The organism is Mesorhizobium sp. M0437, from assembly GCF_040321335.1.
Taxonomy (GTDB): domain Bacteria; phylum Pseudomonadota; class Alphaproteobacteria; order Rhizobiales; family Rhizobiaceae; genus Mesorhizobium.
The window spans coordinates 1-22,267 of record NZ_JAMYRK010000020.1 but is presented as its reverse complement, the minus strand read 5'-3'; the positions used below and the strand labels follow the sequence as shown (position 1 = coordinate 22,267).

Annotated in this window: 24 protein-coding genes; 15 read left to right on the top strand and 9 right to left on the bottom strand. The window is 63.7% G+C overall.

Annotated features, from left to right (window positions below; all coding sequences use genetic code 11):
* Window positions 1–2: 2 nt before the first annotated feature.
* The 7 genes from NKI72_RS15025 to NKI72_RS14995 all read right to left on the bottom strand — a co-directional run bounded on the left by NKI72_RS15025 (window position 3) and on the right by NKI72_RS14995 (window position 7,240).
* Window positions 3–1,013 carry a DUF2336 domain-containing protein gene (locus NKI72_RS15025; RefSeq protein ID WP_352833150.1) on the bottom strand — a complete coding sequence of 337 codons (1,011 nt, stop codon included), beginning with the start codon at window positions 1,011–1,013 and terminating at the stop codon, window positions 3–5.
* A gap of 387 nt (window positions 1,014–1,400) precedes the next feature.
* On the bottom strand, window positions 1,401–1,949 hold the full coding sequence (locus NKI72_RS15020) for a DUF1254 domain-containing protein (RefSeq protein WP_352471000.1): 549 nt from the start codon (window positions 1,947–1,949) through the stop codon (window positions 1,401–1,403).
* Window positions 1,942–2,526: a DUF1214 domain-containing protein gene (locus NKI72_RS15015; protein WP_352850249.1), complete on the bottom strand. Its 585-nt coding sequence runs from the start codon at window positions 2,524–2,526 to the stop codon at window positions 1,942–1,944. Before NKI72_RS15015 ends, NKI72_RS15020 begins: the two co-directional genes overlap by 8 nt.
* 96 nt (window positions 2,527–2,622) lie before the next feature.
* Window positions 2,623–4,782 carry a transglycosylase domain-containing protein gene (locus NKI72_RS15010; protein ID WP_352471002.1) on the bottom strand — a complete coding sequence of 720 codons (2,160 nt, stop codon included), beginning with the start codon at window positions 4,780–4,782 and terminating at the stop codon, window positions 2,623–2,625.
* A gap of 154 nt (window positions 4,783–4,936) precedes the next feature.
* On the bottom strand, window positions 4,937–5,098 hold the full coding sequence (locus tag NKI72_RS15005; RefSeq protein ID WP_352501782.1) for a hypothetical protein: 162 nt from the start codon (window positions 5,096–5,098) through the stop codon (window positions 4,937–4,939).
* Between the two features lie 82 nt (window positions 5,099–5,180).
* Complete coding sequence (gene groL / locus NKI72_RS15000; protein WP_352471003.1) at window positions 5,181–6,800, bottom strand: chaperonin GroEL; 1,620 nt, start codon at window positions 6,798–6,800, stop codon at window positions 5,181–5,183.
* Between the two features lie 101 nt (window positions 6,801–6,901).
* The gene (locus NKI72_RS14995; RefSeq protein WP_352471004.1) at window positions 6,902–7,240 is read right to left on the bottom strand and encodes a co-chaperone GroES; all 339 of its coding nucleotides are present in this window, start codon (window positions 7,238–7,240) and stop codon (window positions 6,902–6,904) included.
* Between the two features lie 242 nt (window positions 7,241–7,482).
* Between NKI72_RS14995 and NKI72_RS14990 the strand changes: the two genes are divergently transcribed.
* Window positions 7,483–7,755, top strand: coding sequence for a hypothetical protein (locus tag NKI72_RS14990; protein ID WP_352471005.1), 273 nt, complete (start codon window positions 7,483–7,485; stop codon window positions 7,753–7,755).
* A complete protein-coding gene (locus NKI72_RS14985) occupies window positions 7,752–8,018 on the top strand; it encodes a DUF1488 family protein (protein WP_254819951.1) in 267 nt (88 codons plus the stop codon). The genes NKI72_RS14990 and NKI72_RS14985 overlap by 4 nt, the downstream gene beginning before the upstream one ends.
* On the opposite strand, the gene NKI72_RS14980 is transcribed toward NKI72_RS14985, so the two are convergent.
* A complete protein-coding gene (locus tag NKI72_RS14980; RefSeq protein WP_352850247.1) occupies window positions 8,015–8,239 on the bottom strand; it encodes a hypothetical protein in 225 nt (74 codons plus the stop codon). The genes NKI72_RS14985 and NKI72_RS14980 overlap by 4 nt on opposite strands.
* A gap of 43 nt (window positions 8,240–8,282) precedes the next feature.
* Window positions 8,283–8,498 (bottom strand): hypothetical protein, encoded by a 216-nt coding sequence (locus NKI72_RS14975; protein ID WP_352471007.1) that lies wholly within the window; start codon window positions 8,496–8,498, stop codon window positions 8,283–8,285.
* A gap of 276 nt (window positions 8,499–8,774) precedes the next feature.
* Between NKI72_RS14975 and NKI72_RS14970 the strand changes: the two genes are divergently transcribed.
* The 13 genes from NKI72_RS14970 to NKI72_RS14910 form a co-directional block, all read left to right on the top strand.
* A complete protein-coding gene (locus NKI72_RS14970; protein ID WP_352471008.1) occupies window positions 8,775–9,185 on the top strand; it encodes a DUF3168 domain-containing protein in 411 nt (136 codons plus the stop codon).
* Between the two features lie 380 nt (window positions 9,186–9,565).
* A complete protein-coding gene (locus NKI72_RS14965; RefSeq protein WP_352850245.1) occupies window positions 9,566–9,865 on the top strand; it encodes a hypothetical protein in 300 nt (99 codons plus the stop codon).
* Window positions 9,866–9,929: 64 nt separating this feature from the next.
* Complete coding sequence (locus NKI72_RS14960) at window positions 9,930–10,595, top strand: response regulator transcription factor (protein ID WP_023718390.1); 666 nt, start codon at window positions 9,930–9,932, stop codon at window positions 10,593–10,595.
* A 10-nt stretch (window positions 10,596–10,605) separates the two neighbouring features.
* Entirely contained in the window at window positions 10,606–12,033 is a 1,428-nt protein-coding gene (locus tag NKI72_RS14955) for an ATP-binding protein (RefSeq protein WP_352471109.1), read from the top strand.
* Between the two features lie 121 nt (window positions 12,034–12,154).
* Window positions 12,155–12,589 (top strand): RT0821/Lpp0805 family surface protein, encoded by a 435-nt coding sequence (locus tag NKI72_RS14950; protein ID WP_352471010.1) that lies wholly within the window; start codon window positions 12,155–12,157, stop codon window positions 12,587–12,589.
* Between the two features lie 276 nt (window positions 12,590–12,865).
* The gene (gene ccmI / locus NKI72_RS14945) at window positions 12,866–14,002 is read left to right on the top strand and encodes a c-type cytochrome biogenesis protein CcmI (protein WP_352471011.1); all 1,137 of its coding nucleotides are present in this window, start codon (window positions 12,866–12,868) and stop codon (window positions 14,000–14,002) included.
* A gap of 3 nt (window positions 14,003–14,005) precedes the next feature.
* Window positions 14,006–14,449, top strand: a complete 444-nt coding sequence (ccmE, locus tag NKI72_RS14940) for a cytochrome c maturation protein CcmE (RefSeq protein ID WP_352471012.1) — start codon at window positions 14,006–14,008, stop codon at window positions 14,447–14,449.
* 14 nt (window positions 14,450–14,463) lie between these two features.
* On the top strand, window positions 14,464–16,452 hold the full coding sequence (locus NKI72_RS14935; RefSeq protein WP_352471013.1) for a heme lyase CcmF/NrfE family subunit: 1,989 nt from the start codon (window positions 14,464–14,466) through the stop codon (window positions 16,450–16,452).
* Window positions 16,449–16,913, top strand: coding sequence for a cytochrome c-type biogenesis protein (locus NKI72_RS14930; RefSeq protein ID WP_084641257.1), 465 nt, complete (start codon window positions 16,449–16,451; stop codon window positions 16,911–16,913). The genes NKI72_RS14935 and NKI72_RS14930 overlap by 4 nt, the downstream gene beginning before the upstream one ends.
* Before the next feature lie 116 nt (window positions 16,914–17,029).
* Window positions 17,030–18,586 (top strand): Do family serine endopeptidase, encoded by a 1,557-nt coding sequence (locus NKI72_RS14925; protein ID WP_352471015.1) that lies wholly within the window; start codon window positions 17,030–17,032, stop codon window positions 18,584–18,586.
* Window positions 18,587–18,985: 399 nt separating this feature from the next.
* Window positions 18,986–19,660 carry a response regulator transcription factor gene (locus NKI72_RS14920; RefSeq protein ID WP_254819962.1) on the top strand — a complete coding sequence of 225 codons (675 nt, stop codon included), beginning with the start codon at window positions 18,986–18,988 and terminating at the stop codon, window positions 19,658–19,660.
* Between the two features lie 6 nt (window positions 19,661–19,666).
* Window positions 19,667–21,136 (top strand): sensor histidine kinase, encoded by a 1,470-nt coding sequence (locus NKI72_RS14915; RefSeq protein ID WP_352501788.1) that lies wholly within the window; start codon window positions 19,667–19,669, stop codon window positions 21,134–21,136.
* A partial coding sequence (locus NKI72_RS14910) for a [protein-PII] uridylyltransferase family protein (RefSeq protein ID WP_502908952.1) occupies window positions 21,136–22,267 on the top strand: 1,132 nt, incomplete at its 3' end. The genes NKI72_RS14915 and NKI72_RS14910, both read left to right, overlap by 1 nt.

Here is a 22,267-nt window from a genome sequence, read left to right as displayed (position 1 = left end):
CTTCAGACGCGACGCGCCTTTGGGGTGGCGGTCATATCGGCGCTGTTCGGCTTGCGCAGGTCGGCATTTGCGGCGACGCGCCCAGGCTTGCGAACGATTTTCGACACGGTCTCGGCCTTCCAGCCGCGGAGCCTGTCCAACGCCGCGTCGCGGTGCAGCAGGCGGTAGCGGTCGAGGAAGATGCGGATCGCCTGCGGGTGCGGAAACTCGGTCGGATAGATGGCGGCCGTGATCAGGAACGCCTTGTCTTCGCTGAGGTCGAGCGCCCGCAAGGCGGCCAGCAGCGGTGTGTAATTGTGGCTCGCGGTGAGCGTCCGCGCCGTTGAAAAATCGACTTCGAGCGCATCGGCGAGCGCTGTCTGGAAGAATGCCGCATTGCCGGTCAGCGCGGTCTCGCGCAGCTTGACATAGGTTTGTGGCTCGACGAACGGACTGATGGAGGCGCCGCTCTCGGCCCGCATCATGGATCGCAACCGGCGGCGTACAGTTTCAGCGGCATCGGAAGCCTCTTGCCTGTTGACCTCGCCCGCAACCACTTCGGCGTTTTCGGACGCGGCTTTGGCGGTTGGTTCCGGCTGCTGCTGCGACCGCACCAGCGTCGGCCTTTCGAGCACTTTGATGAGATCCGCGATCGTTTGATTGAGATCCTTGCGGCGGGCAATGGCACGGGCATGCGGCAGGCCGTGACGTCCGATCAGCGCGATCAGGTCGACGTCGCTAAGGGCGCGCGAGCGGATGAGCAGCGGAGCGGCGATGTCGACCCGCTCCTGGCAAAGCCGCCGCACCAGCGCGGCGGGTGCATATTCGCATTCGGAAAGGGCTGCCGCGACGTAGCGGCGCGATTCGACCGAGACATTCTCGAACAGCGGCAGCGTCAGGTCTTCGAGCTGCGCGATTTCCCGGCGCGAAGGCCGGGTGAGCGAGCAGAACGCCGATACCGCGGCGCGAAACAGCCTTTCGGCCTTTCCCGATTCAGCTCCTGCTGCGATTTGCCTGAAATCCGAAGCTGACACGAAGGATACGCCCGACACTCGACACGATCTGGACAGCGCTCCGCCGGGCTGTACCGGTTTCGCGTTTCCCAAGAACAAAGATCAATTTAGCGGCGATCCGTTAGCGCTCCGTTAACCTACTGCCTTCTTAATCGACTATGGAGGCGTTGCGTTGTGCTCCGGGGCAACCGAGAGGAATACGCGAACCATGGGCATGGTACTGTCTTTCGTGCCGCGAACGGCGGCAACCAATCGAGCACAACAAACCGCGCCGGCGGCAGTGATCATCTTTCCCGGGGTCCGCTACGAACAGCGGCCGCAGACCGGCGAAACGCGGCCGGCCGGCCCTGACAAGCCGGGACCTTCGGGAACATTGCCGGTACCGCATCACTGAGCATCGGAACCGGCTTAAAAATCCTGCAGTTCGCAGGAACTCTGTTCGAGAAACCGCGAGACGATCGGCTTCCAGCTGTCGTCGGGCACGAACGAACGGATGACAAATACGCCTTCCTCTATCGGCGCCTCGACGAAGATGGCCCCTTGCAGTTCCTCGGGAAGATCCTTGCGGACCTCGATCATCTGGGCCGGCGTCAGCACAACGGTGTCGAGCATGCCTGCGGTCGCGCTGTGGTCGTTGAACGAGTAGATGTTGTGGCCGCCGCGGTCATAGACCGATATCGACCAGAACGGCACCTTGCCCGGCGCCTTGACCCGCACCATCCCCTCGGCAAGGTCGAAGCGGCATGCCGCCGCATAAAATAGCGGATCGACCGATTTCACCACCGGCGCGCCGCCGGCTTCCGCGTCGAGCCTGGTCATCTTGTAGAGATCCGAAGCCATGGCCAATCGCGACCAGGCGTCGCGTTCGGAGAACTCGGGGACGAGCAGCAGCACGATGATGTGCACGATGCCGGCGCCGAGCAGGCCGAGCAGCACGGCATGCAGCAGGCTACGCATTGCAGCCGACCTTCTGGATCTGCGGCAGCGTGACGTCCGAGAGACCGGTGCTGCTGGCGATCGGCGTGTCGTAGAACGTAAGCACCAAGTACATCTTGCCGGCGCCGCTGGTCAGCAGCCAGTTGCCGGGCGCAGGGCGGCTGCCGACGGAAATGACCACCGAATTGTCGGCCTGGCGCAGCACTTGATAGGACTGCAGCGCAGCCGGCCTCGGCTTGCCGGTCTCGACCACGCCAAGCGACTGGTCGGCGGCATAAAGCGTCCAGAACCGGGCGGTGGGAAAGCCGCCCGCGATCTTGTAGGCACATTGCCGCTGGAGCTGTTCGCCGCCGGAATCGCGCTCGGCTATGAAGGACAGTCCTTCCGCCTGTCCGAGCGCCAGCACGCCTTCGCGAGCCACGCGGGCCCTCGAATAGGGATCTGCCGTCGGCGTGCCGATATCGGGGAAGGCGGTCCATTGGCCGATCCTGATGGCGCCGACGCCATCCTGCAGCTTCAGTGCATACCAGACGCTGCCGCCACCGCCGACGACGGCGATGGCAAGCGAAAGCAGTGTCAGGAAGGCGTTCTTGAGCATGAGGAGGCAGGGAACCGAAGGCCGGGACTGAAAGATTGCCGCTCGGGGATATCGCGGCGCAGGGCCTTGTGGCAAGCGGCCCCGCGCAATTGGGCGTCACAGCGCCGAGAGGGTTTCCGGTGCAGCGGGCGCGTCGAGCACGGGTGCCGCCTGGAACAGCCTGGTCAGTTCCTTCAGGGTCTGGGTGGTCCGGCTGGACAGCACCGGCGGACGCTCGGCGGCGGCATCGGCAGCTGCCTGTTCGGCGTTCTTCTTTTCCGCTTCCTCGGCCTTGGCGGCAATTTCGGCATCGACGAAGGGGTGATCGAGGCCGGGAATCGGTCTGAGGTCGATATTCTGGTGCGCATAGACCATCAGCCGCTGCCACACCATGGCCGGCAGCGTGCCGCCGGTCATCTTGTTGGTCGCGGTGAAGTCGTCATTGCCGAGCCAGACGGCGGCCGTGTAGTTGCCGGTAAAGCCGACAAACCAGGCATCGCGGTAGGACTGGGTCGTGCCGGTCTTGCCGGCGACGACGATGTTTGGAAGGGCCGCGCGCCGGGCAGTGCCGATCACCGGCACCGCCGCCAGCATGGTGTTCATGTATTTGAGCGCCTGCTCCGACAGCACCCGATGCGGCGGCGGCGCATCCTTGGCGAAGTCGTAGACCACCTCGCCGGTACGGGTGAAGAGTTGGCTGACGCCGTGCCGGGTTCCGGCAAGGCCGTTCTGGGCAAATACGCTGTAACCCGTCGCCTGGTCCATCACGGTCATGCCCGACGTGCCGAGCACCATGGTCTTGTGCGATTCCAGCGGCGACTCGACGCCCATCGCCTCGGCCATGGCCTTGATCGGCTTGATGCCGAGATAATCCTTGGCCAGCCGCACCGGCACCGTGTTGATCGATTTGGCCATCGCCGTGATCAGCGTGACGTTGCCGGCCGACCCGCCATTGTAATTGTGGGGCGACCAGCTGCCCCAGGAGATGGGTCCGCCGGAAACCACCGAATCCGGCGTGAAGCCATGCTCCATCGCCGTCGCATAGACATAGGGCTTGAACGAGGAGCCGGTCTGGCGAAGCGCTTTGGTGGCGCGGTTGAACTGGCTGGCGCCGTAGTCGCGGCCGCCGACGATCGCCCTGACCGCGCCATTGGTCTCGATGACGACGATGGCGCCCTCGGTGACGTTGTATTCCTTGCCGAACTGGCGGAGGTGGAACTCCATCGATTCTTCGGCCGCCTTCTGGATGTTGGCGTCGAAGGTGGTGTGGGCGACAAGCGAGTGCGGGCCGCCTTTGGCGGCGATCTTCTTGACCTCGTCGAAGGCCCAGTCGAGGTAGTAGTCGGGGCTCTTCTGCTCGCCGCGGTCGACGATTTCGGCCGGGTGTAATCTTGCCTGCAGCACCTGGCCTTCGGTCATGAAGCCGGAATCGACCAGGTTGGACAGCACCACATTGGCCCGCGCCCGGGCGGCGGGCAGGTTTATGTGCGGCGCATATTTGGTCGGCGCCTTGAACAGGCCGGCCAGCATCGCCGCCTCGGCAAGGTTCAGGTCCTTGACGCTCTTGCCGAAATAGAAATCGGCTGCCGCCTCGATGCCGAAGGTGCCGCCGCCCATATAGGCGCGGTCGAGGTAAAGCTGCAGGATTTCCTTCTTCGACAGATTGGCTTCGAGCCACAGCGACAGGAAGGCTTCCTTGATCTTGCGCTCGAATGTCCGCTCATTGGTCAGGAACAGGTTCTTGGCCAGCTGCTGGGTGATGCTCGAGCCGCCCTGGACGACGGAATTTGCCCGCACATTCTCGAATATGGCGCGCGACAGGCCGAGCACATCGATGCCGTAATGGTCGAAGAAACGGCGGTCTTCGGTCGCCAGCACCGCCTTGATGACATGGTCGGGCATCTCGTCGACCGGCACCGAATCGCGCTGGATGATGCCGCGCTGGCCGATCTCGTTGCCGTAGCGGTCGAGGAAGGTGACGGCGAAGTCGCCTTGCGTGCGCCAGTCGCCGGCGGTTATCTGGAAGGCCGGCAAGGCCAGCGCCAAAAGGACGACGATGCCGCCGGCACCGAGCGTAAAGCCTTCACTCAACAGTTCGATCAGGCCGCGGCGCCAGCCGTCGACACGGAAACGCCGCGAGAAGATGGTCGCCGCTTCCCAGAACTGGCGCGCCCTGAAGCCGATTTCGTAGACCGAGGAATCAATCCACGCATCCACCGCCAGCAGCCTTGCGGCGATCGGACCTCTTCTCTTGCGTGGTTCCAAAGGACTGGCCATTCCAGGATCCGGCTGCGGCGATGCCGCCAACTGAGAAACCGCATGCCGGCAATTTCACGGCGGCGCGCCGCTATGACTATTCGTCCATTTTGGCGCTGCCTACAAGGGCGATGAAGGTTCCGCGCTTGCGCGAGGTGCCGAGCATTGGCAGTCGTCACATGGGACGCTTGTCCGCGATCTTTTTCGGGTCGCGGCCTATCATGCCGGCGTTGGCTTTCCTGTGCTTGTCGGCAAGCCTGCGAATGCGATCGAAGCGGCTTTCCTCGGCCACTTCGATTTTCGCCGCTGCCTTTGGCTTCGGGACGAATGCGATCATTGATCGATCTCCTTGCCGATGGTGCGCGCCGGGGAAGATACCCCGGCGGCTGTCTTTCAGGCTTGTTTCCGGCAGTGGCTGGTCAATAGCCGATGCCGCCGGGCGAAGCAGCGGCTTCCTTCGCCGGAACGTCGGTGATCATGGCTTCCGCCGTGATCAGAAGCGCCGCAATGGAGCCCGCGTCCTGCAGCGCCGTCCGTACCACCTTCGCCGGGTCGACGATGCCGGCCTTGATCATGTCGACATAGACCTCGTTCTGGGCATCGAAGCCCTGATTGTGATCCTTGCCCTCGGCGAGCTTGCCGACGACGATCGAACCTTCGACGCCGGAATTCTCGGCGATCTGCCGGATTGGCGCTTCAAGGGCCCTGAGCACGATCGAGATGCCTGCCGTCACATCGGCATTGGCTCCGGTCAGCCCCTTCAGCACAGCCTTGGCGCGCAGCAACGCGACGCCGCCGCCGGGAACGATGCCTTCTTCGACGGCCGCGCGCGTGGCGTTCAGCGCATCGTCGATGCGGTCCTTCTTTTCCTTGACCTCGGATTCGGTCGCGCCGCCGACGCGGATGACGGCAACGCCGCCCGCCAGCTTGGCGAGACGTTCCTGCAGCTTCTCCTTGTCATAGTCGGACGTGGTTTCCTCGATCTGCCCCTTGATCTGCTGGACGCGCGCCTGGATGGTGGTCTTCTCGCCGGCGCCGTCGATGATCGTGGTGGTGTCCTTCTCGATCAGCACGCGCTTGGCGCGGCCGAGCATGTCTATGGTGATGTTCTCCAGCTTGATGCCGAGATCCTCGGAAATCATCTGTCCGGCGGTGAGCACGGCGATGTCTTCCAGCATCGCCTTGCGGCGGTCACCGAAGCCAGGCGCCTTGACGGCCGCTACCTTGAGTCCGCCGCGCAGCTTGTTGACGACCAGCGTTGCCAGCGCTTCGCCCTCGACGTCCTCGGAGATGATCAGCAGCGGCCTGCCGCTTTGCACCACGGCTTCGAGGATGGGCAGCAGTGCCTGCAGATTGCCGAGCTTCTTTTCGTGGATGAGGACGTAAGGGTCTTCCAGCTCGGCACGCATCTTCTCGGCATTGGTGACGAAATAGGGCGAGAGATAGCCGCGGTCGAACTGCATGCCTTCGACGACGTCGAGCTCCGTTTCGGCGGTCTTGGCCTCCTCGACGGTGATGACGCCGTCATTGCCGACCTTGTCCATCGCCTTGGCGATCATGGCGCCGACGCTGGTGTCGCCATTGGCGGCAATGGTGCCGACCTGCGCGATCTCTGCTGAGGACTTGACCTTCTTGGCGCGCGCCTGGATTTCCTTGACGACGGCGCTGACGGCAAGATCGATGCCGCGCTTGAGGTCCATCGGGTTCATGCCGGCGGCAACGAATTTGGCGCCCTCGCGCAGGATGGAAGCGGCAAGCACCGTGGCGGTGGTGGTGCCGTCGCCGGCAAGGTCGTTGGTCTTCGAGGCCACTTCGCGCACCATCTGCGCGCCCATGTTTTCGAACTTGTCGGAAAGCTCGATTTCCTTTGCCACGGCCACCCCGTCCTTGGTGACGCGCGGCGCGCCGTAGGCCTTGTCGATAATGACGTTGCGGCCTTTGGGGCCGAGCGTCACCTTGACGGCGTTGTTGAGGATTTCGACGCCGCGCAGCATGCGGTCACGCGCGTCGGTGGAGAATTTGATTTCCTTGGCAGACATGATCTTTTCCAGTTCGGTTGTCGTGGCAAGGCGCTTGCAGCGCCTGAATCAAAGCTCGGAGCGTCCTTTGCGCGCGCGCGGGAGGGCGCGCGGCCTTCCAATCAGGCGGCCTTCTTGGCAGCCACGGTCTTGTCGATGATGCCCGTCTCGCTTTTTTCGATGATGCCCATGATATCGGCCTCCTTCATGATCAGAAGGTCCTCGCCGTCTATCTTGACCTCGGTGCCGGACCATTTGCCGAACAGAATGAGGTCGCCGGCCTTGACGTCGAGCGGGATCAGCGCGCCGCTTTCGTCCCGCGCGCCCGGCCCGACAGCGATCACTTCGCCTTCCTGCGGTTTTTCTTTGGCATTGTCGGGGATGATGATGCCGCCCTTGGATTTGGTGTCGCTTTCGGCGCGCCGAATGACGACGCGATCGTGGAGTGGCCGGAATTTCATGGGGACTCTTTCTGGGGCCAGCTTAGGCGGCCGCCCCTCTCTATAGGCGCCCTGGCACTCGATTGATAGGAGCGCCAAAAAATATTCATAGGGCACATGAAATATTGAACGTATTATCTTGCCTGGTTATCCCCTGGTGTTCGGGCCTTGCCGAATATTAATGAAATTGAATTTCTATCTTTGAACACCTATTTTATGGTGAATTCACATTCACGACTTTCGCTGCAAGGGAGATTTTACCGATGGCCGAAGGCAATCAGAACATCATGGAAAAAGCTCAGGCCCGCTTCATGGAAAATCAAAAGAAGACGGCGGAGCGGAACAAAGCAACTGCCGAATATCTCTCGGAAGCCAAGGCGAGGAGCATCAAAACGGCAAGGCTGAGGGAATTGCGACTGGCCAAGGAAGAGGCGGACCGCGCGGCGGAAGCTCTGAATCCGGTCGCACCAAAGAAGAAGCGGGCGTCACGGGCAGTCAAGAAGGCCGTATCTGCATCGACGGAGGCGAAATCATGAGCCTGACATTTCCCAATCCCAGCCGCAGCTACGACGAGGCAAGCAAACGCATCCGCTTCGTCGGCCATGACGGGATGTTCCAGATTTCCTTCTCTGTCGCAACCGATGCCATCTCCAAGATGCAGCCGGGAACGGCGGCCTCAGAAGCTACCTACCTGGCAGCCTTCGACACGGCTTCCAACTCGATCCACGATGTCGCCAGGAATGCCTATGCCCGCACCCGCAGGAGCATATATGTGCTGACTGCGGCCGATTTTCGCTAGTCCGTCGCGATCCGTCCACAAGACGCTTTGTCAGGCTTCCGGTCCGCCTTCGCTCGCCGCTTGACGTCGCGACCGTTCAGCCGGTCGACCATCGCGTCCGCATCGCGCGTGTTCAAACTGGCCGTGAGTTGCTGCTTGAGCTCGACCGGCTGGCCGGTGAAGACGTCGAAGACGGTCCAGCTGTGAGGATGTTCCATACGGAGCGCGTAGCGCTTTGCCATCTTGGGTCCTTTCGTTTCCGCCCAATCAATGAATGTCGCTCGATCAGGCCTGGGCGATGAAGAATACTGCCGCCACGACAAGCACCGTCCACAAAACGACGGACAGCTTCAGGGCCAGGCTACCGTACGCCGAGAGCACCTCCCGAGTGTGGTTGACCAGACTCTTGACGGTCATCGACATGGTCGACGCCGCAATCGCGACCGGCGGCGCCTTGGCCCCAAGCTTTCCGAAGACAGGCAGCAGCGACGGCTCGCGCACGAAAAACGACCTCGAATGTCTGGAAACCAGACATCGTCATAGCATCCTTTTTTCGAACTCCTGCATGCCAAATGACTTCGCGCAGGTTGGCATCACCCTCAAGGGTCCGTGGCGCGGACGGCCGGGGCGTCGCGCATTCCAGGAGCAGGGCTTATTGCCGAGATCATGAAGGTTCATAATCCGCATGAGACGCGCTGATTCGCGCTTTGGCGGGATGCCTTCATGCAACGCAGCTACGCAGCCGGGAGGTCGACGCGACGGACGAAGGGAAAGACGATGACCGCGCCGGCCGTCGAATTGCAGAAGGCCATATTCGAGGCAGTGAATGACGATCCCGATTTATCGGCGGCACTGGGCGACGCACGATTGTTCGACCGTGCGCCGGAAAATGTTGCGTTCCCCCACATGACCTTCGGCCGCACCAGCGTCTACGATTGGGCAACGGGAATGGAGAACGACGCAGAACAGTTGCTGACGTTGCATGTCTGGTCGAAATCAGAGGCCAGCAAGGAAACCAATGACATCATGGACCTTGTTAGCACCCGCCTGCGCGATACGGCTCTCTCGCTCGGCGAACATCGCCGCGCCTACCTCAAGCTCGAATTCGCCGAAGCCCGCTACGACGAGGACCTTTCGGCCCATCACGGGCTGCTGCGCTTCCGCGCCGTGATCAAGGACGAGGGCTGACCACCGGGCATTTTTTACAATCCGGCAATTTTGTTCTTGCTTTGTGCCGGCAGCTATGCTACTAATTCGCCTATGGTGCTGATGGCGCCAGCGACCCGCCGCAGAGGCGGGTTTTTATTTCCGGTCGGTTCGCCTGAATCTGCCTTCGGTTGCCGGATCGATTATCGAAGTCGGGGCAAACCTGAAGCGATTGCCTTTCACTGCCAAACGATGCCCGGTTGTCGGCGAAGGATCGGAGGGCTAGGTTAAACTTGGCAATTTCGCGGGATGGGCGGCGAAATGGCAATCCGGTAATCTCGCGCTTCAGGGGTGTGGCGGGCATGCATTCGAGCGTTCACCGTTCATATCACGTTCAGCACCGGCGCGTTAGAACGCTGACCATGAAAACCCTTCGCTCCCACTTCCGGACCGCGGCACTGGCGCTGTCAGCCGCCGGTCTGCTTGCGTCGCAGGCGATGGCGATCCCCGTTGTCATGCCCGAGCAGCCCCAACCGGTCGTCCTCGCCGCCTCCGACTGCTATGCGATCGGCCAGCAGGTGGCCGAGCAGAATGGCGGCACCTTGGCCAAGGCCTCGCAGTCGACACGCGGCGGCCAGCCCGTCTGCGTCATCGTCGTGCTGGTTCCGGGCAAGGAAGGGCAGCGTCCGCGTCGCTCGGAGATCGTCGTTCCGCTGAACTGAACCGTGCCGTTTCCCAGACTGCCGGAATCGGCCTATATCTGAACAGCTTCAACAGGCCTTCCGCATGCGCGTACTCGTCGTCGAAGATGACAAGGATCTCAACCGGCAGATCGGCGACGCGCTGGTCGATGCCGGCTATGTCGTCGACCGCGCTTTCGACGGCGAGGAAGGGCACTTTCTCGGCGACACCGAGCCCTACGATGCCGTGGTGCTCGACATCGGCCTGCCGCAGATGGACGGCATCAGCGTGGTCGAGCGATGGCGGCGCGGCGGCCGCAAGATGCCGGTGCTGATCCTGACGGCACGCGACCGCTGGAGCGACAAGGTTGCCGGCATCGACGCCGGCGCCGACGACTACGTCACCAAACCCTTCCACATCGAGGAAATCCTGGCCAGGGTGCGGGCCTTGATCCGGCGTGCTGCCGGGCACGCTTCGTCCGAACTGACCTGCGGGCCGCTCCGCCTCGACACCAAGGCCTCCAAGGCCGACGTCGACGGCGTGCCGCTGAAGCTGACCTCGCACGAATTTCGCTTGCTTGCCTATTTGATGCACCACATGGGCGAGGTGGTGTCCCGGACCGAGCTGGTCGAGCATCTCTACGACCAGGATTTCGACCGCGATTCCAACACGATCGAGGTCTTTGTCGGACGGCTTCGCAAGAAGATGGGCATCGACATGATCGAAACTGTTCGCGGCATGGGCTACCGCATGCGTAAGCCGGAGGCGTAACGCGGAACCGCTGCCTACAAAACCCGCCGTCTCGAACACGCCGTCGCTGCGGTCATGGCCGCGTTCGGTGGCGTTTCGCGTCATCGCCTTTTCCACGGTCTGGGCGATCCTCACTCTGGTCGTCATCTTCACCTTGATCACCACGCTCTATCGCCAGGCCAGCGAGCGCGGTTTCGACAGCCTGCTTTCGGCGCATCTGTTCAACCTGATCGGCTCGGTCGGCGTTTCTGAAAGCGGCCAATTGACCGGCGCCCCCGACCTTGGTGATTTGAGGTTCTCGGAACCGAATTCCGGCTGGTACTGGTCGGTCGAGCCTGCCTCGGAAGGCGTGCACGGCGATCTCCATTCGTCGTCGATGACCAAGGCGATCCCGTCGCCAAGCGTTGCCGAGGTGCCCTTCAATGCCAGCTTCCAGCGCAGCTATTCAGCGGACGGCATCGAAGGCGAGCAGTTGGAGGTGTTCGAGAGCGAGTTCGTGCTCGATGCGAAAAACCGCGCCGCGCGCTTCCGCGTCATGGGCAACCAGACCGAGCTCGAGCAGGAAATCGCCACCTTCCAGCGGCGCCTTTTGACCTATCTGTCGCTGTTCGGCGTCGGCATGATCGCCATCAATGCGATTGCCATCCTGCTCGGCCTGCAGCCGCTGCGCCGGGTCAGGAATGCGCTTGCCATGGTGCGCGAAGGAACCGCGCAGCGCCTAGATGGCCGTTTCCCGGCCGAGATCGAGCCGCTCGCCAACGAGACCAATGCGCTGATCGAGAACAACAGGCGTATCGTCGAGCGGTCGCGCACGCAGGTCGGCAACCTCGCGCACTCGCTGAAGACGCCGCTTGCCGTGCTGCTCAACGAGGGACGGGCGCTGGGTGGCGCCAAGGGCCAGCTGATCGCCGAGCAGGCCGCTTCCATGCAAAAGCAAGTGGACCATTATCTGCAACGTGCTCGCGTCGCCGCGCAGCGCGACAGCGTCGTCTACCGTACGCCGGTGGCGCCGCTGGTCCAGCGCATGGTTCGGGTGCTGCAAAAGCTCAACCCGCAGACGGCGCTGTCGCTGTCGCTGCCGGCCACCGACATCGTCTTTGCCGGCGAACGCGAGGACCTGGAGGAGCTGCTCGGCAATCTGCTCGACAATGCGATGAAATGGGCAAGGAGCGCGGTCGCCGTTTCGGTCAAGCCAATCTCCAGCAAAGGTGGCGCTGGCACGGAAGGCGCAGCCAACCTGTTCGAGATCAGCATCGAGGATGACGGCCCCGGCATTCCCGACGACAAGGCGCGCGAGGTGTTGCAGCGCGGCCGGCGGCTCGACGAGACAAAACCGGGCAGCGGGCTCGGACTTGCCATTGTCGCCGACCTTGTCAACGAGTATGGAGGCTCTCTGGCGCTGGAACGATCCATCATGGGTGGATTGAAGGCGATGGTTCGATTGCGGAGCCTTCAGTAATGCTTTTCCAGATTGCTTTTCCAGGTGGCTGGCTGCGGCCAAATTTCCGACAAACATCGACATTATGGCCGCGCCAGCTGCTGACAGCGCGGCGGTCCAGCTCAAGAAAGCCGGTATTGGCATGAAGATTCGCGTCGCGCTCGTTTCCGCCCTGCTCGCCGTCTCCGGCTGCACGACGCTCGGCAAGGGCCCGGCCGTTACGGTGACGCCGGCCTTGACGCCCCCCAGCGGCGCCAAGGTGGCGACGACGATCATCTCCGCCATGGGCGGCGGCCTCGTCGGCGGCTCTATCGGCGCCGGCCTGAGCGAGACCGAGAAGCGCAGCGCGCTCGAGGCGGAATACAAGGCGCTTGAATACACGGCGAGCGGCCAGAAAGTGGCTTGGAAGAGCGACAGTTCGGCCCATCGCGGCGAAGTGGTCGCCGCCCAGCCCTATCGCGTCGGCTCGCAGGACTGCCGGCAATACACCCATACGGTGTTTACCGGCACCGCCGGCGCCACCGCGCGCGGAACCGCCTGCCGCAATGCCGACGGCAGCTGGACGCCGCTGACGTAGAGCAATTCCAGGAAAAGTGTGAAACGGTTTTCCGTCCGGAATTGCGCAACAAAGACGCCCGGCCGTCGATCCGCCGATACCGATCCGGCACTAAAGCGCGTCGCGTTCGACCGTCGTCATGCGACGCGCTATAGGTTCTTGTTTTGATGCATGGTCGTTATCGCAAAACCGCTGCACACTTTTGCGCGACATGCATTATCGATCGGAGCGGCCCCGCCAAAGCGTCGCAGCACGCTTGTGTTGGCAGGGCAAGGGTCTCGTTCTATTGGAAGAGCCATGCTGTTTTGGGTCATAGCCGCACTCCTGACGCTGGGCGCAAGCTTGGCGGTGCTGCTGCCGTTGGCCGGCGGATCGAAGAACGCGTCCGCTGCCGGCGATCACGACCTTGAAGTCTATCGCGACCAGCTGGCCGAGCTTGACCGCGATATGGCGCGTGGCCTGATCCGGCCAATGGAGGCCGAAGAGGCACGCGCCGAAATCGCCCGCCGCATCCTTCGCCTGAGCAATGCCGGCCACGCCGACGAGACGGCGACGCAGCCGTCGCGGTCGACAAGGCTGGTGGCGACGGCGGCCGTGCTGCTGGTTCCGCTGGTCAGCTGGGGCCTCTATGGCCAGCTCGGCTCACCCGACCTGCCGTCGCAGCCGCTCAGCGAACGCCTGGCCAAGAACCCCGCCGACAGCTCGGTCGACGAGCTGATAGCCCGCGCCGAGGCGCACCTGGCGGCCAACCCATCCGATGGCCGCGGCTGGGACGTGCTGGCGCCGGTCTATCTGCGCATGCAGCGATACGCCGATGCGGTGACCGCCTATCGCAACGCCATCCGCCTCGACGGCGACAGCGCCGCCCGCCAGGCGGGTCTTGGCGAGGCGATCGCCAATGCGGCCGGCGGCATTGTCTCCGCCGAAGCGCAGGCGGCTTTCGAGGCGGCGTTGAAGCTCGATCCGGCCAATCCGAAGGCCTCGTTCTATCTCGCCATGGGCATGGCACAGGAAGGCCGCATAGCTGAAGCCACGGCGGCCTGGCAAAAGATGCTTGCCGCCTTGCCGCAGGGCTCGCCGTGGCGCGGCGCCGTCGAGCAGGCGCTGGCCGAATCCGCCGCCCGCAGCGTCGCTTCTGAGGCGCCCGCGAAAGGGCCGAGCGCCGAGGATATCGATGCTGCCTCCTCGATGTCGCCGCAGGACCGGCAAGCCATGATCAGCACCATGGTTGCCGGCCTCGACGAAAGGCTTCGGCAAAATCCGCGCGACGAGGAAGGGTGGATGCAGCTCGTTCGTTCCTATGCCGTGCTGGGCAAGACAGATCAGGCGCGTGACGCGCTCAATCGCGGTATCGCCGTCTTTGGCGCGGACAGTGACCAGGCCAGGAAATTCACCGCCTTTGCCGCCTCGCTTGGCGTGACGGCGACGGAGTAGACGATGACGCGCAAGCAGAAACGACTGTCGGTGATCGCAGCGGGGCTGGGGTTTCTCGGTGTTGCCACGGGGCTGACCTTCTATGCGCTTGGCCAGAAGGCCTCCTATTTCTACATGCCGGCCGATCTGGCCACCGCCAGCCTTCAGCCGGGCCAGCGCATAAGGCTCGGCGGTCTTGTCGAAAAAGGCACGGTCGAGCGTGGCCAAGGCGCCACCGTCGCCTTTTCGGTGACCGACAACCAGAAGGACGTCAAGGTCACCTATACCGGCATTCTTCCCGACCTCTTCCGGGAAGGACAGGGCGTGATCACCGAAGGCTCGTTTGGCCCTGACGGAATCTTTGTCGCCGACAGCGTGCTGGCCAAGCATGACGAGACCTATATGCCCAAGGAAGTGGCCGACGGCCTCAAGGCCAAGGGCGTATGGCAGGAGAGCAAGAGTGACTAGCGGGTGCGGTGACAATGGTTGAAACCGGACATTTCGCCCTGGTCCTGGCGTTTGCGCTGGCCCTGGTGCAGACGATGGTGCCGCTGTTCGGTGCGCGCACCGGCAACCACAAGATGATGGCCGTCGGCGCACCGGCCGCGCTGACCGGCTTTGCCTTGACGGCGCTGTCTTTCGTGGCGCTGGCAACCGCCTACGCCGGCTCCGACTTCTCGGTTGAGAGCGTCTGGGAGAACTCGCATTCGCTGCAGCCGCTGATCTACAAGATCACCGGAACCTGGGGCAATCACGAAGGTTCGATGCTGCTCTGGGTGCTGATCCTGACCTTCTTCGGCGCGCTCGTCGCCGTCTTCGGCGGCAATCTTCCGGCGACGCTCCGGGCCAATGTGCTTGCCGTGCAGGGAGCGATCGGCGCCACTTTCTTCCTGTTCATCCTGACGACGTCGAACCCGTTCGTCAGGCTCAATCCGGCGCCTATCGAGGGCCGCGATCTCAACCCGATCCTGCAGGACCTCGGCCTCGCCATCCATCCGCCGCTGCTTTATCTCGGCTATGTCGGTTTCTCGATCTGCTTTTCCTTCTCTGTCGCTGCCCTCATCGAGGGCCGCATTGACGCTTCGTGGGCGCGCTGGGTAAGGCCGTGGACATTGGTTGCCTGGATGTTCCTCACCGGCGGCATCGCCATGGGCTCCTACTGGGCCTATTACGAGCTCGGCTGGGGCGGCTTCTGGTTCTGGGATCCGGTCGAGAACGCATCCTTCATGCCGTGGCTGGCGGGCACGGCGCTGCTGCATTCGGCGATCGTCATGGAAAAGCGCTCGGCGCTGAAGATCTGGACGCTGCTTCTGGCGATCCTGACCTTCTCGCTGTCGCTGCTCGGCACCTTCCTGGTGCGTTCCGGCGTGCTGACCTCGGTGCACGCATTCGCCACCGATCCGACGCGTGGCGTGTTCATTCTCTGCATCCTGACGCTGTTCATCGGCGGCTCGCTGGCGCTGTTTGCCTTGCGCGCCTCCCGGCTGACGGCCGGCGGCCTGTTTCACCCGATCTCGCGCGAAGGCGCGCTGGTCCTGAACAATCTGTTCCTGACCACCGCCACCGCCACCGTGCTGGTCGGCACGCTCTACCCGCTCGTCGTCGAAGCCCTATCTGCCGACAAGATTTCGGTCGGCGCGCCGTTCTTCAACCTGACATTCGGCCCGCTGATGGTGCCGCTCTTGGTCGTCGTGCCGTTCGGGCCGCTACTCGCCTGGAAGCGCGGCGACATTTTCGCGGTCGCCCAGCGCCTGATGGCGGCTTTCGCGGCGGCGCTGCTCGCGGTGCTGGTGACGGCCCTGTTCATCGATGGCGCTTCGGTGTTGGCGGCACTCGGTGTCGGCCTTGCCTTCTGGCTGATCTGCGGCGCGCTCACCGATCTCGCCGTCAAATCCGGCTTCGGCACCGTCGCGCCCGCCACCATGCTCAGGCGCTTCGCCGGCCTGCCGCGCTCGGTCTTCGGCACAGCGCTTGCGCATCTCGGCCTCGGGCTGACAACGCTCGGCATTGTCGGCACGCTTTGCTTCGGGACCGAAAAAATCCTGTCGATGCATGCCGGCGAGACCGTCGAACTGTCCGGCCACAAGCTGCGCTTCGAGGGGCTCTACCCGGCCCAGGGGCCGAACTACAGTGAGGATCGCGGCCGCTTCGCCCTGCTTGGGGCCGACGGTAGCGTCGCAGGCGAGATCACCTCGGCCAAGCGCTCATATCCGGTGCGCCAGATGACCACAACCGAATCCGGCATCAGGACGATCGGCTTCAGCCAGCTCTATCTTTCGCTTGGCGACGAGGGCAGCGATGGCTCTGTGGTCGTTCGTCTGTGGTGGAAGCCGCTGGTGACGCTGATCTGGGGCGGCGCACTGGTGATGATGGCGGGCGCGGCGATGTCGCTGCTCGACCGCCGCCTGCGCGTCGGCGCACCGTCGCGCCGCAAGGCTGCGGCCGGCGTGCCATCGGCGAGCCCGCAATGAAAAGGGTCACGCTGGCCTCGCTGGTCCTGCTGCTGGCGCTGTTGTTCGCCGGCGCCGCGCAGGCGGTCAAGCCCGACGAGGTGCTCGCCGACCCGGCACTCGAGGCGAGGGCGCGCGCTTTGTCGGAAGGCCTGCGCTGCATGGTCTGCCAGAACCAGTCGATCGACGAGTCCGATGCCGACCTCGCCCGCGACCTGCGCATCCTTGTGCGCCAGCGCCTCGTCGCCGGCGATACCGACCGGCAGGTGATGGACTATGTCGTTTCGCGCTACGGCGAATTCGTGCTGCTGAAGCCACGCTTCAATCTGCGCAATGTTTTGCTCTGGGGGACGCCAGTTCTTCTGCTGCTCGTTGGCGGGACATTCATCCTGCTGGCCGCCCGCTCGCGCCGTTCGACGGTGACCGCTGCATTAACTGCCGAGGAACAGGCGGCGCTGGACAAGATGCTCCGCCGCGATTGATCGATACATTACGAAAGTTTCATGTACCGGAAATGGCGCCGTAATGTGCGGCTCTCTATTTCCTTTATCGAGGATGCCAATCAAGGGGCGTCCCTTGAAAAGAGGATACGAGAACCATGAATGTTGCCCCCAATTCATATCTGCGCACCCGCAAACGCCTGCTGGCCGCAGCCGCATCCCTGGCCATTGCCGGCGCGATCGGCTTTGGTGCTGTTGCCACCGGGACAGCCCCGGTGCTGGCCGACGCCGTGCGTGTCGAGGCACCGCAGGTCCCGAGCTTCGCCGATGTGGTCGAGCGCGTTTCGCCGGCGGTCGTCAGCGTGCGCGTCAAGGCCAAGATCCAGTCGACGGCCGATGACGGTTCCGGCCAGATGGACGACGAGGACGGCTTAGGCAATCTTCCCGACAACCCGCAGCTGCGCCGGTTCTTCCGCGAATTCCGCGGCTTTGGCGATCAAGGCGGCGATCAAGGCCCGAACGGAATGCGCCGTTTTGGACACCGTGACCGCAACAACGACCAGCCGCGGCCGGTGGCGCAGGGATCCGGTTTCTTCATCTCCGATGACGGCTATCTCGTCACCAACAACCATGTCGTCGAGGAGGGCACCGCCTTCACCGTGGTGACCAATGACGGCAAGGAACTCGACGCCAAGCTGATCGGCACGGACCCGCGCACCGATCTTGCCGTGCTCAAGGTCGATGACGGCAGCAAGTTCACCTATGTCGACTTCGCCGACGATTCCAAGGTTCGCGTCGGCGACTGGGTGGTGGCTGTCGGCAATCCGTTCGGCCTCGGCGGCACGGTTACCGCAGGCATCGTTTCGGCCCGCGGCCGCGATATCGGCGCCGGTCCCTATGACGACTTCATCCAGATCGACGCCTCGGTGAACCGCGGCAATTCGGGCGGCCCGACCTTTAACCTCAACGGCCAGGTTGTCGGCATCAACACCGCGATCTTCTCGCCCTCGGGCGGCAGCGTCGGCATTGCCTTCGACATTCCCGCTTCGACCGCCAAGCAGGTCGTGCAGGATCTGATGAAGAACGGCACCGTGCAGCGCGGCTGGCTCGGTGTCGAGATCCAGCCGGTCACCCCCGAAATCGCCGAGTCGCTTGGCCTTGGGTCCGGCAAGGGCGCGCTCGTTGCCAGCGCGCAGGACACCGGTCCCGGCAAGAAGGCCGGCATCACCGCCGGTGACGTGATCACCCAGGTGGACGGCAAGGACGTTGCTTCGCCGAAGGAACTCGCCCGCCTGATCGGCGCTTACCCGCCCGGCAAATCTGTCGATGTCACGGTGTGGCGCAACGGCAAGAGCGAGGCGGTCAAGGTCGATCTCGGCAAGCTGCCGTCGAGCGACAAGCAGGCCTCGGCCGACCAGCAGCCTGCCCCAGCGCCGAAGACCGACACGCTCGCCGATCTCGGCCTGACCGTCACCAAGTCTGACAATGGCAAGGGCCTTGTGGTGACCGATGTCGACCCCGACAGCGATGCCGCCGATCGCGGCATCCAGCCCGGCGACGTCATCACCTCCGTCAATTCGGCGGAAGTGAACGGCGCCGGCGACGTCGACAAGGCGATGGCCGACGCGGTGAAGTCCGGCCGCAAGGCGGTGCTGATGCAGATCACCCGCGACGACAGCAACCGCTTCGTCGCACTGCCTGTCGCCAAGGGCTGAGCGCATGACCCCGAACACGTATTCCGTTTTCGGAAAGGCACATGCGCCGATTCAAGGTGCTAGAGCGCCCTTTGCGCGTTCAAGAGGACGCGCGGCGCTCTAGTGGTCGACTTTTCCGGTGCGGCGGTTTTCAACACCCCCGAGCCGCCGCACGGGAAAGCACGGGGCCTGAATACGTTCGTCAGTCATCGTGTTCCGCCCCAGCGGCAGCGGGCTTCCCATCGCCCGCTGCCGCTCGAACATGCCGCTCAAGGCGTGAAGCGGTTTTAGGCTACGACATGCTAAAACAAAGACTTACCGCGTATCCCTGAATCAATTTGTTCGCGATACGCCATGGAGAAGGCCACGATGCATATGCCGGCCACTCAATCTTCCAGCGAAATCGCGTATAACGGTTCTATGAAGATTCTCGTCATAGAAGACGATCGCGAGGCAGCCGACTACCTGCAGAAGGCGTTCGCCGAGGCCGGCCATACCGCCCATGTCGCCGGCGACGGCGAAACCGGCTTCGCGCTCGCCGATTCCGGCGACTATGACGTCATGGTCGTTGATCGCATGATGCCGCGCCGCGACGGCCTGTCCGTCATTGCCGGGCTCAGGTCCCGGGGCAATACGACACCCGTGCTGATCCTGTCGGCGCTCGGCGAAGTCGACGACCGGGTCACCGGTCTGCGCGCCGGCGGCGACGACTATCTGACCAAACCCTACGCCTTTTCGGAACTGCTCGCCCGCGTCGAGGTGCTGAACCGCCGCGCCAGCGCCAGGGAAGCCGAAACCGTCTACCGGGTCGGTGATCTCGAACTCGACCGGCTGTCGCACTCGGTGCGCCGCGCCGGGCGCGAGATAACGCTGCAGCCGCGCGAGTTCCGCCTGCTCGAATATCTGATGCGCCATGCCGGCCAGGTGGTGACGCGCACCATGCTGCTCGAGAATGTCTGGGATTACCATTTCGATCCGCAGACCAATGTCATCGACGTTCATATCTCGCGGCTGCGGGGCAAGATCGAGAAGGGCTTCGACAAGCCGATCCTGCACACGGTTCGCGGCGCCGGCTATATGCTGAAAAGCGGCTAGAACCCCATGGCTCTTTCCGTGCCGGCCATCATGAAGACGACGGCAGCGCGGCTTTCGGCGCTCTACCTCCTGCTGTTCGCCATCTGCGCGGTGCTGCTCGTGTTCTACATGACCTCGCTGTCGGCGCGCATGCTGACCGGCCAGACCCAGGACACGATCAACGACGAGGTGCTCGGCCTCGCCCGCGCCTATCAGCGCGGCGGCCTCCCGTTGCTGGTCCGCGTCGTCGAGCAGCGCTCCCGCCAGCCCGGCGCCAATCTCTATCTGATCGCCGATGCCAACGGCCAGATCCTGACCGGCAACGTGCAGAGTCTGGAGCCGGGCGTGATCGAGGCCGAGGGCTGGACCACCGAGCCGTTCTCCTACCGCCGCTTCGGCGAGGGCGAGCTCGAGCGGCAGCGCAACCCGGTCTCCGACCCGAACGAGCCCGCCCAGAGCGAAGTACAGGCCGAAGGCGAGAAGGGCCATAACGCCATTGCCCTGGTGCTGCGCCTGCCCAACCAGATGATCATGCTGGTCGGCCGCGACCTCGGCGAGCCGGAGCGCTTCCGCGCCGTCATTCGCCGCGCTCTGATGCTGGCGCTCGGTATGATGGGCGTCGGCGGGCTGCTGATCTGGTTCTTCGTCGGGCGCGCGGCGCTGAAGCGCATCGACAGCGTGTCGGAGGCGAGCCGCCGCATCATGGGCGGCGATCTTTCCGGCCGGCTGCCGGTCACCGGCGCCGGCGACGAGTTCGACCGGCTGTCGGAAAACCTCAATTCCATGCTGGCCAGGATCGCCACGCTGAACGAGGGCCTGAAGCAGGTCTCCGACAACATCGCCCACGACCTGAAAACGCCGCTCACCAGGCTGCGCAATCGCGCCGAGGCGACGCTTTCCGGCAAGCACAACACCAGCGACTACCGGCAGGCGCTGGAAGGAACGATCGCCGAATCCGATCAGCTGATAAAGACCTTCAACGCCATCCTGATGATCTCGCGACTGGAAGCCGGCTATTCCTCGGAAAGCACCACCAGGGTTGATCTGGCCGCTGCCGTGCACGACGTCGTCGAACTCTACGAGCCGGTAGCGGAGGAGGCGGGCGTGACGCTCGAAACTTCGGTGCAAGGTTCCTTCGCCGTCAACGGCAATCGCGAGCTGATTGGCCAGGCGCTGTCCAACATCGTCGACAACGCGATCAAATATTCGACCGACTCGACCTCCAGGCCTACGGTTCGCGTGACGCTGGAGCGTGTCGGTAGCGAGATCAGACTCGCCGTCTCCGACAACGGCCAGGGCATTCCCGACGATGTCGACCGCGCCAGGGTGACCGAGCGTTTCGTGCGGCTGGAAAAGAGCCGCTCGCAGCCGGGTTCCGGCCTTGGCTTGAGCCTCGCCAAGGCGATCATGACATTCCACAATGGACGGCTTGAGCTTCTGCCCGGCAATCCCGGATTGTCGGTCGTCATGAGTTTTCCCGGGCGGGAGGATCGCTGATGGTTGCGAGGATGGCAGTGCGACGCCTCGAAACGGACTGGCTGTTGAAGCCAGCGGTAGAGCTCGTTCCGCTGGATGCAAGCCGCGCCAGGCAGGAATTGTCGGAGATCGCCGACGCCGCGCGGCAAAAGGAACTGCCGCGACTGGCGAAATTTCTCGCCGGCAAGGGGGTCGTCCAGGATTTCCTCGCCGCCGTGTTCGACCTGTCGCCGTTCCTGCGCGATACCGCGCGCCGCCGGCCACGGATACTCGATGCGCTTTTCGACGGGAGCGTCGAGGCGCGGCTGTCATCGATCGGCGCCGCGGTCGACAAGGCAGCACGCGTAGAGGCCGTCTCCGAAAGCAGCCTGATGATGGAGCTGCGCCAATGTAAGGCGGAGGCGCATTTCCTGATCGCCTTGGCCGATCTCGCCGGCGAGGCCGAGACCTCGCTGACGGTGCGGCGACTGAGCGACCTTGCCGACGCCTGCACGCGTGCGGCTGTCGATTTCCTGCTCCGCGACGCGCATGAGCAAGGCAAGCTCCGATTGCCGGATGCCAAAAATCCGGCGCGACACTCGGGCTGGATCCTGCTCGGCATGGGCAAGCTCGGCGCGCATGAGCTGAACTTCTCCTCCGACATCGACCTCGTCGTCTTCTTCGACCCCGATGCGCCTGCCGTCGTCGATCCGCTCGATGCCACAGAGCTGTTTTCGCGCCTGACCCGCCGGCTTGTCCGTATTCTCCAGGACCGCACCGAGCACGGTTACGTCTTCCGCACCGATCTCAGGCTTCGTCCCGACCCCGGCTCGACGCCGCTGGCGATCCCGGTCGAGGCGGCGCTGCGCTACTATGAGGCGCGCGGCCAGAACTGGGAGCGCGCCGCCATGATCAAGGCCCGCCCGGTGGCCGGCGATTTTGCCGCCGGCGCCGCGTTCCTGAAGGAACTGCAGCCCTATATCTGGCGCAAATACATGGACTATGCGGCGATTGCCGACGTCCATTCGATCAAGCGCCAGATCCACGCCCACAAAGGCCATGGCGAGGTCGCGGTCAAAGGCCACAATGTCAAGCTCGGTCGCGGCGGTATCCGCGAGATCGAGTTCTTCGTCCAGACCCAGCAGCTTATCGCCGGCGGCCGCTTTCCCGAAC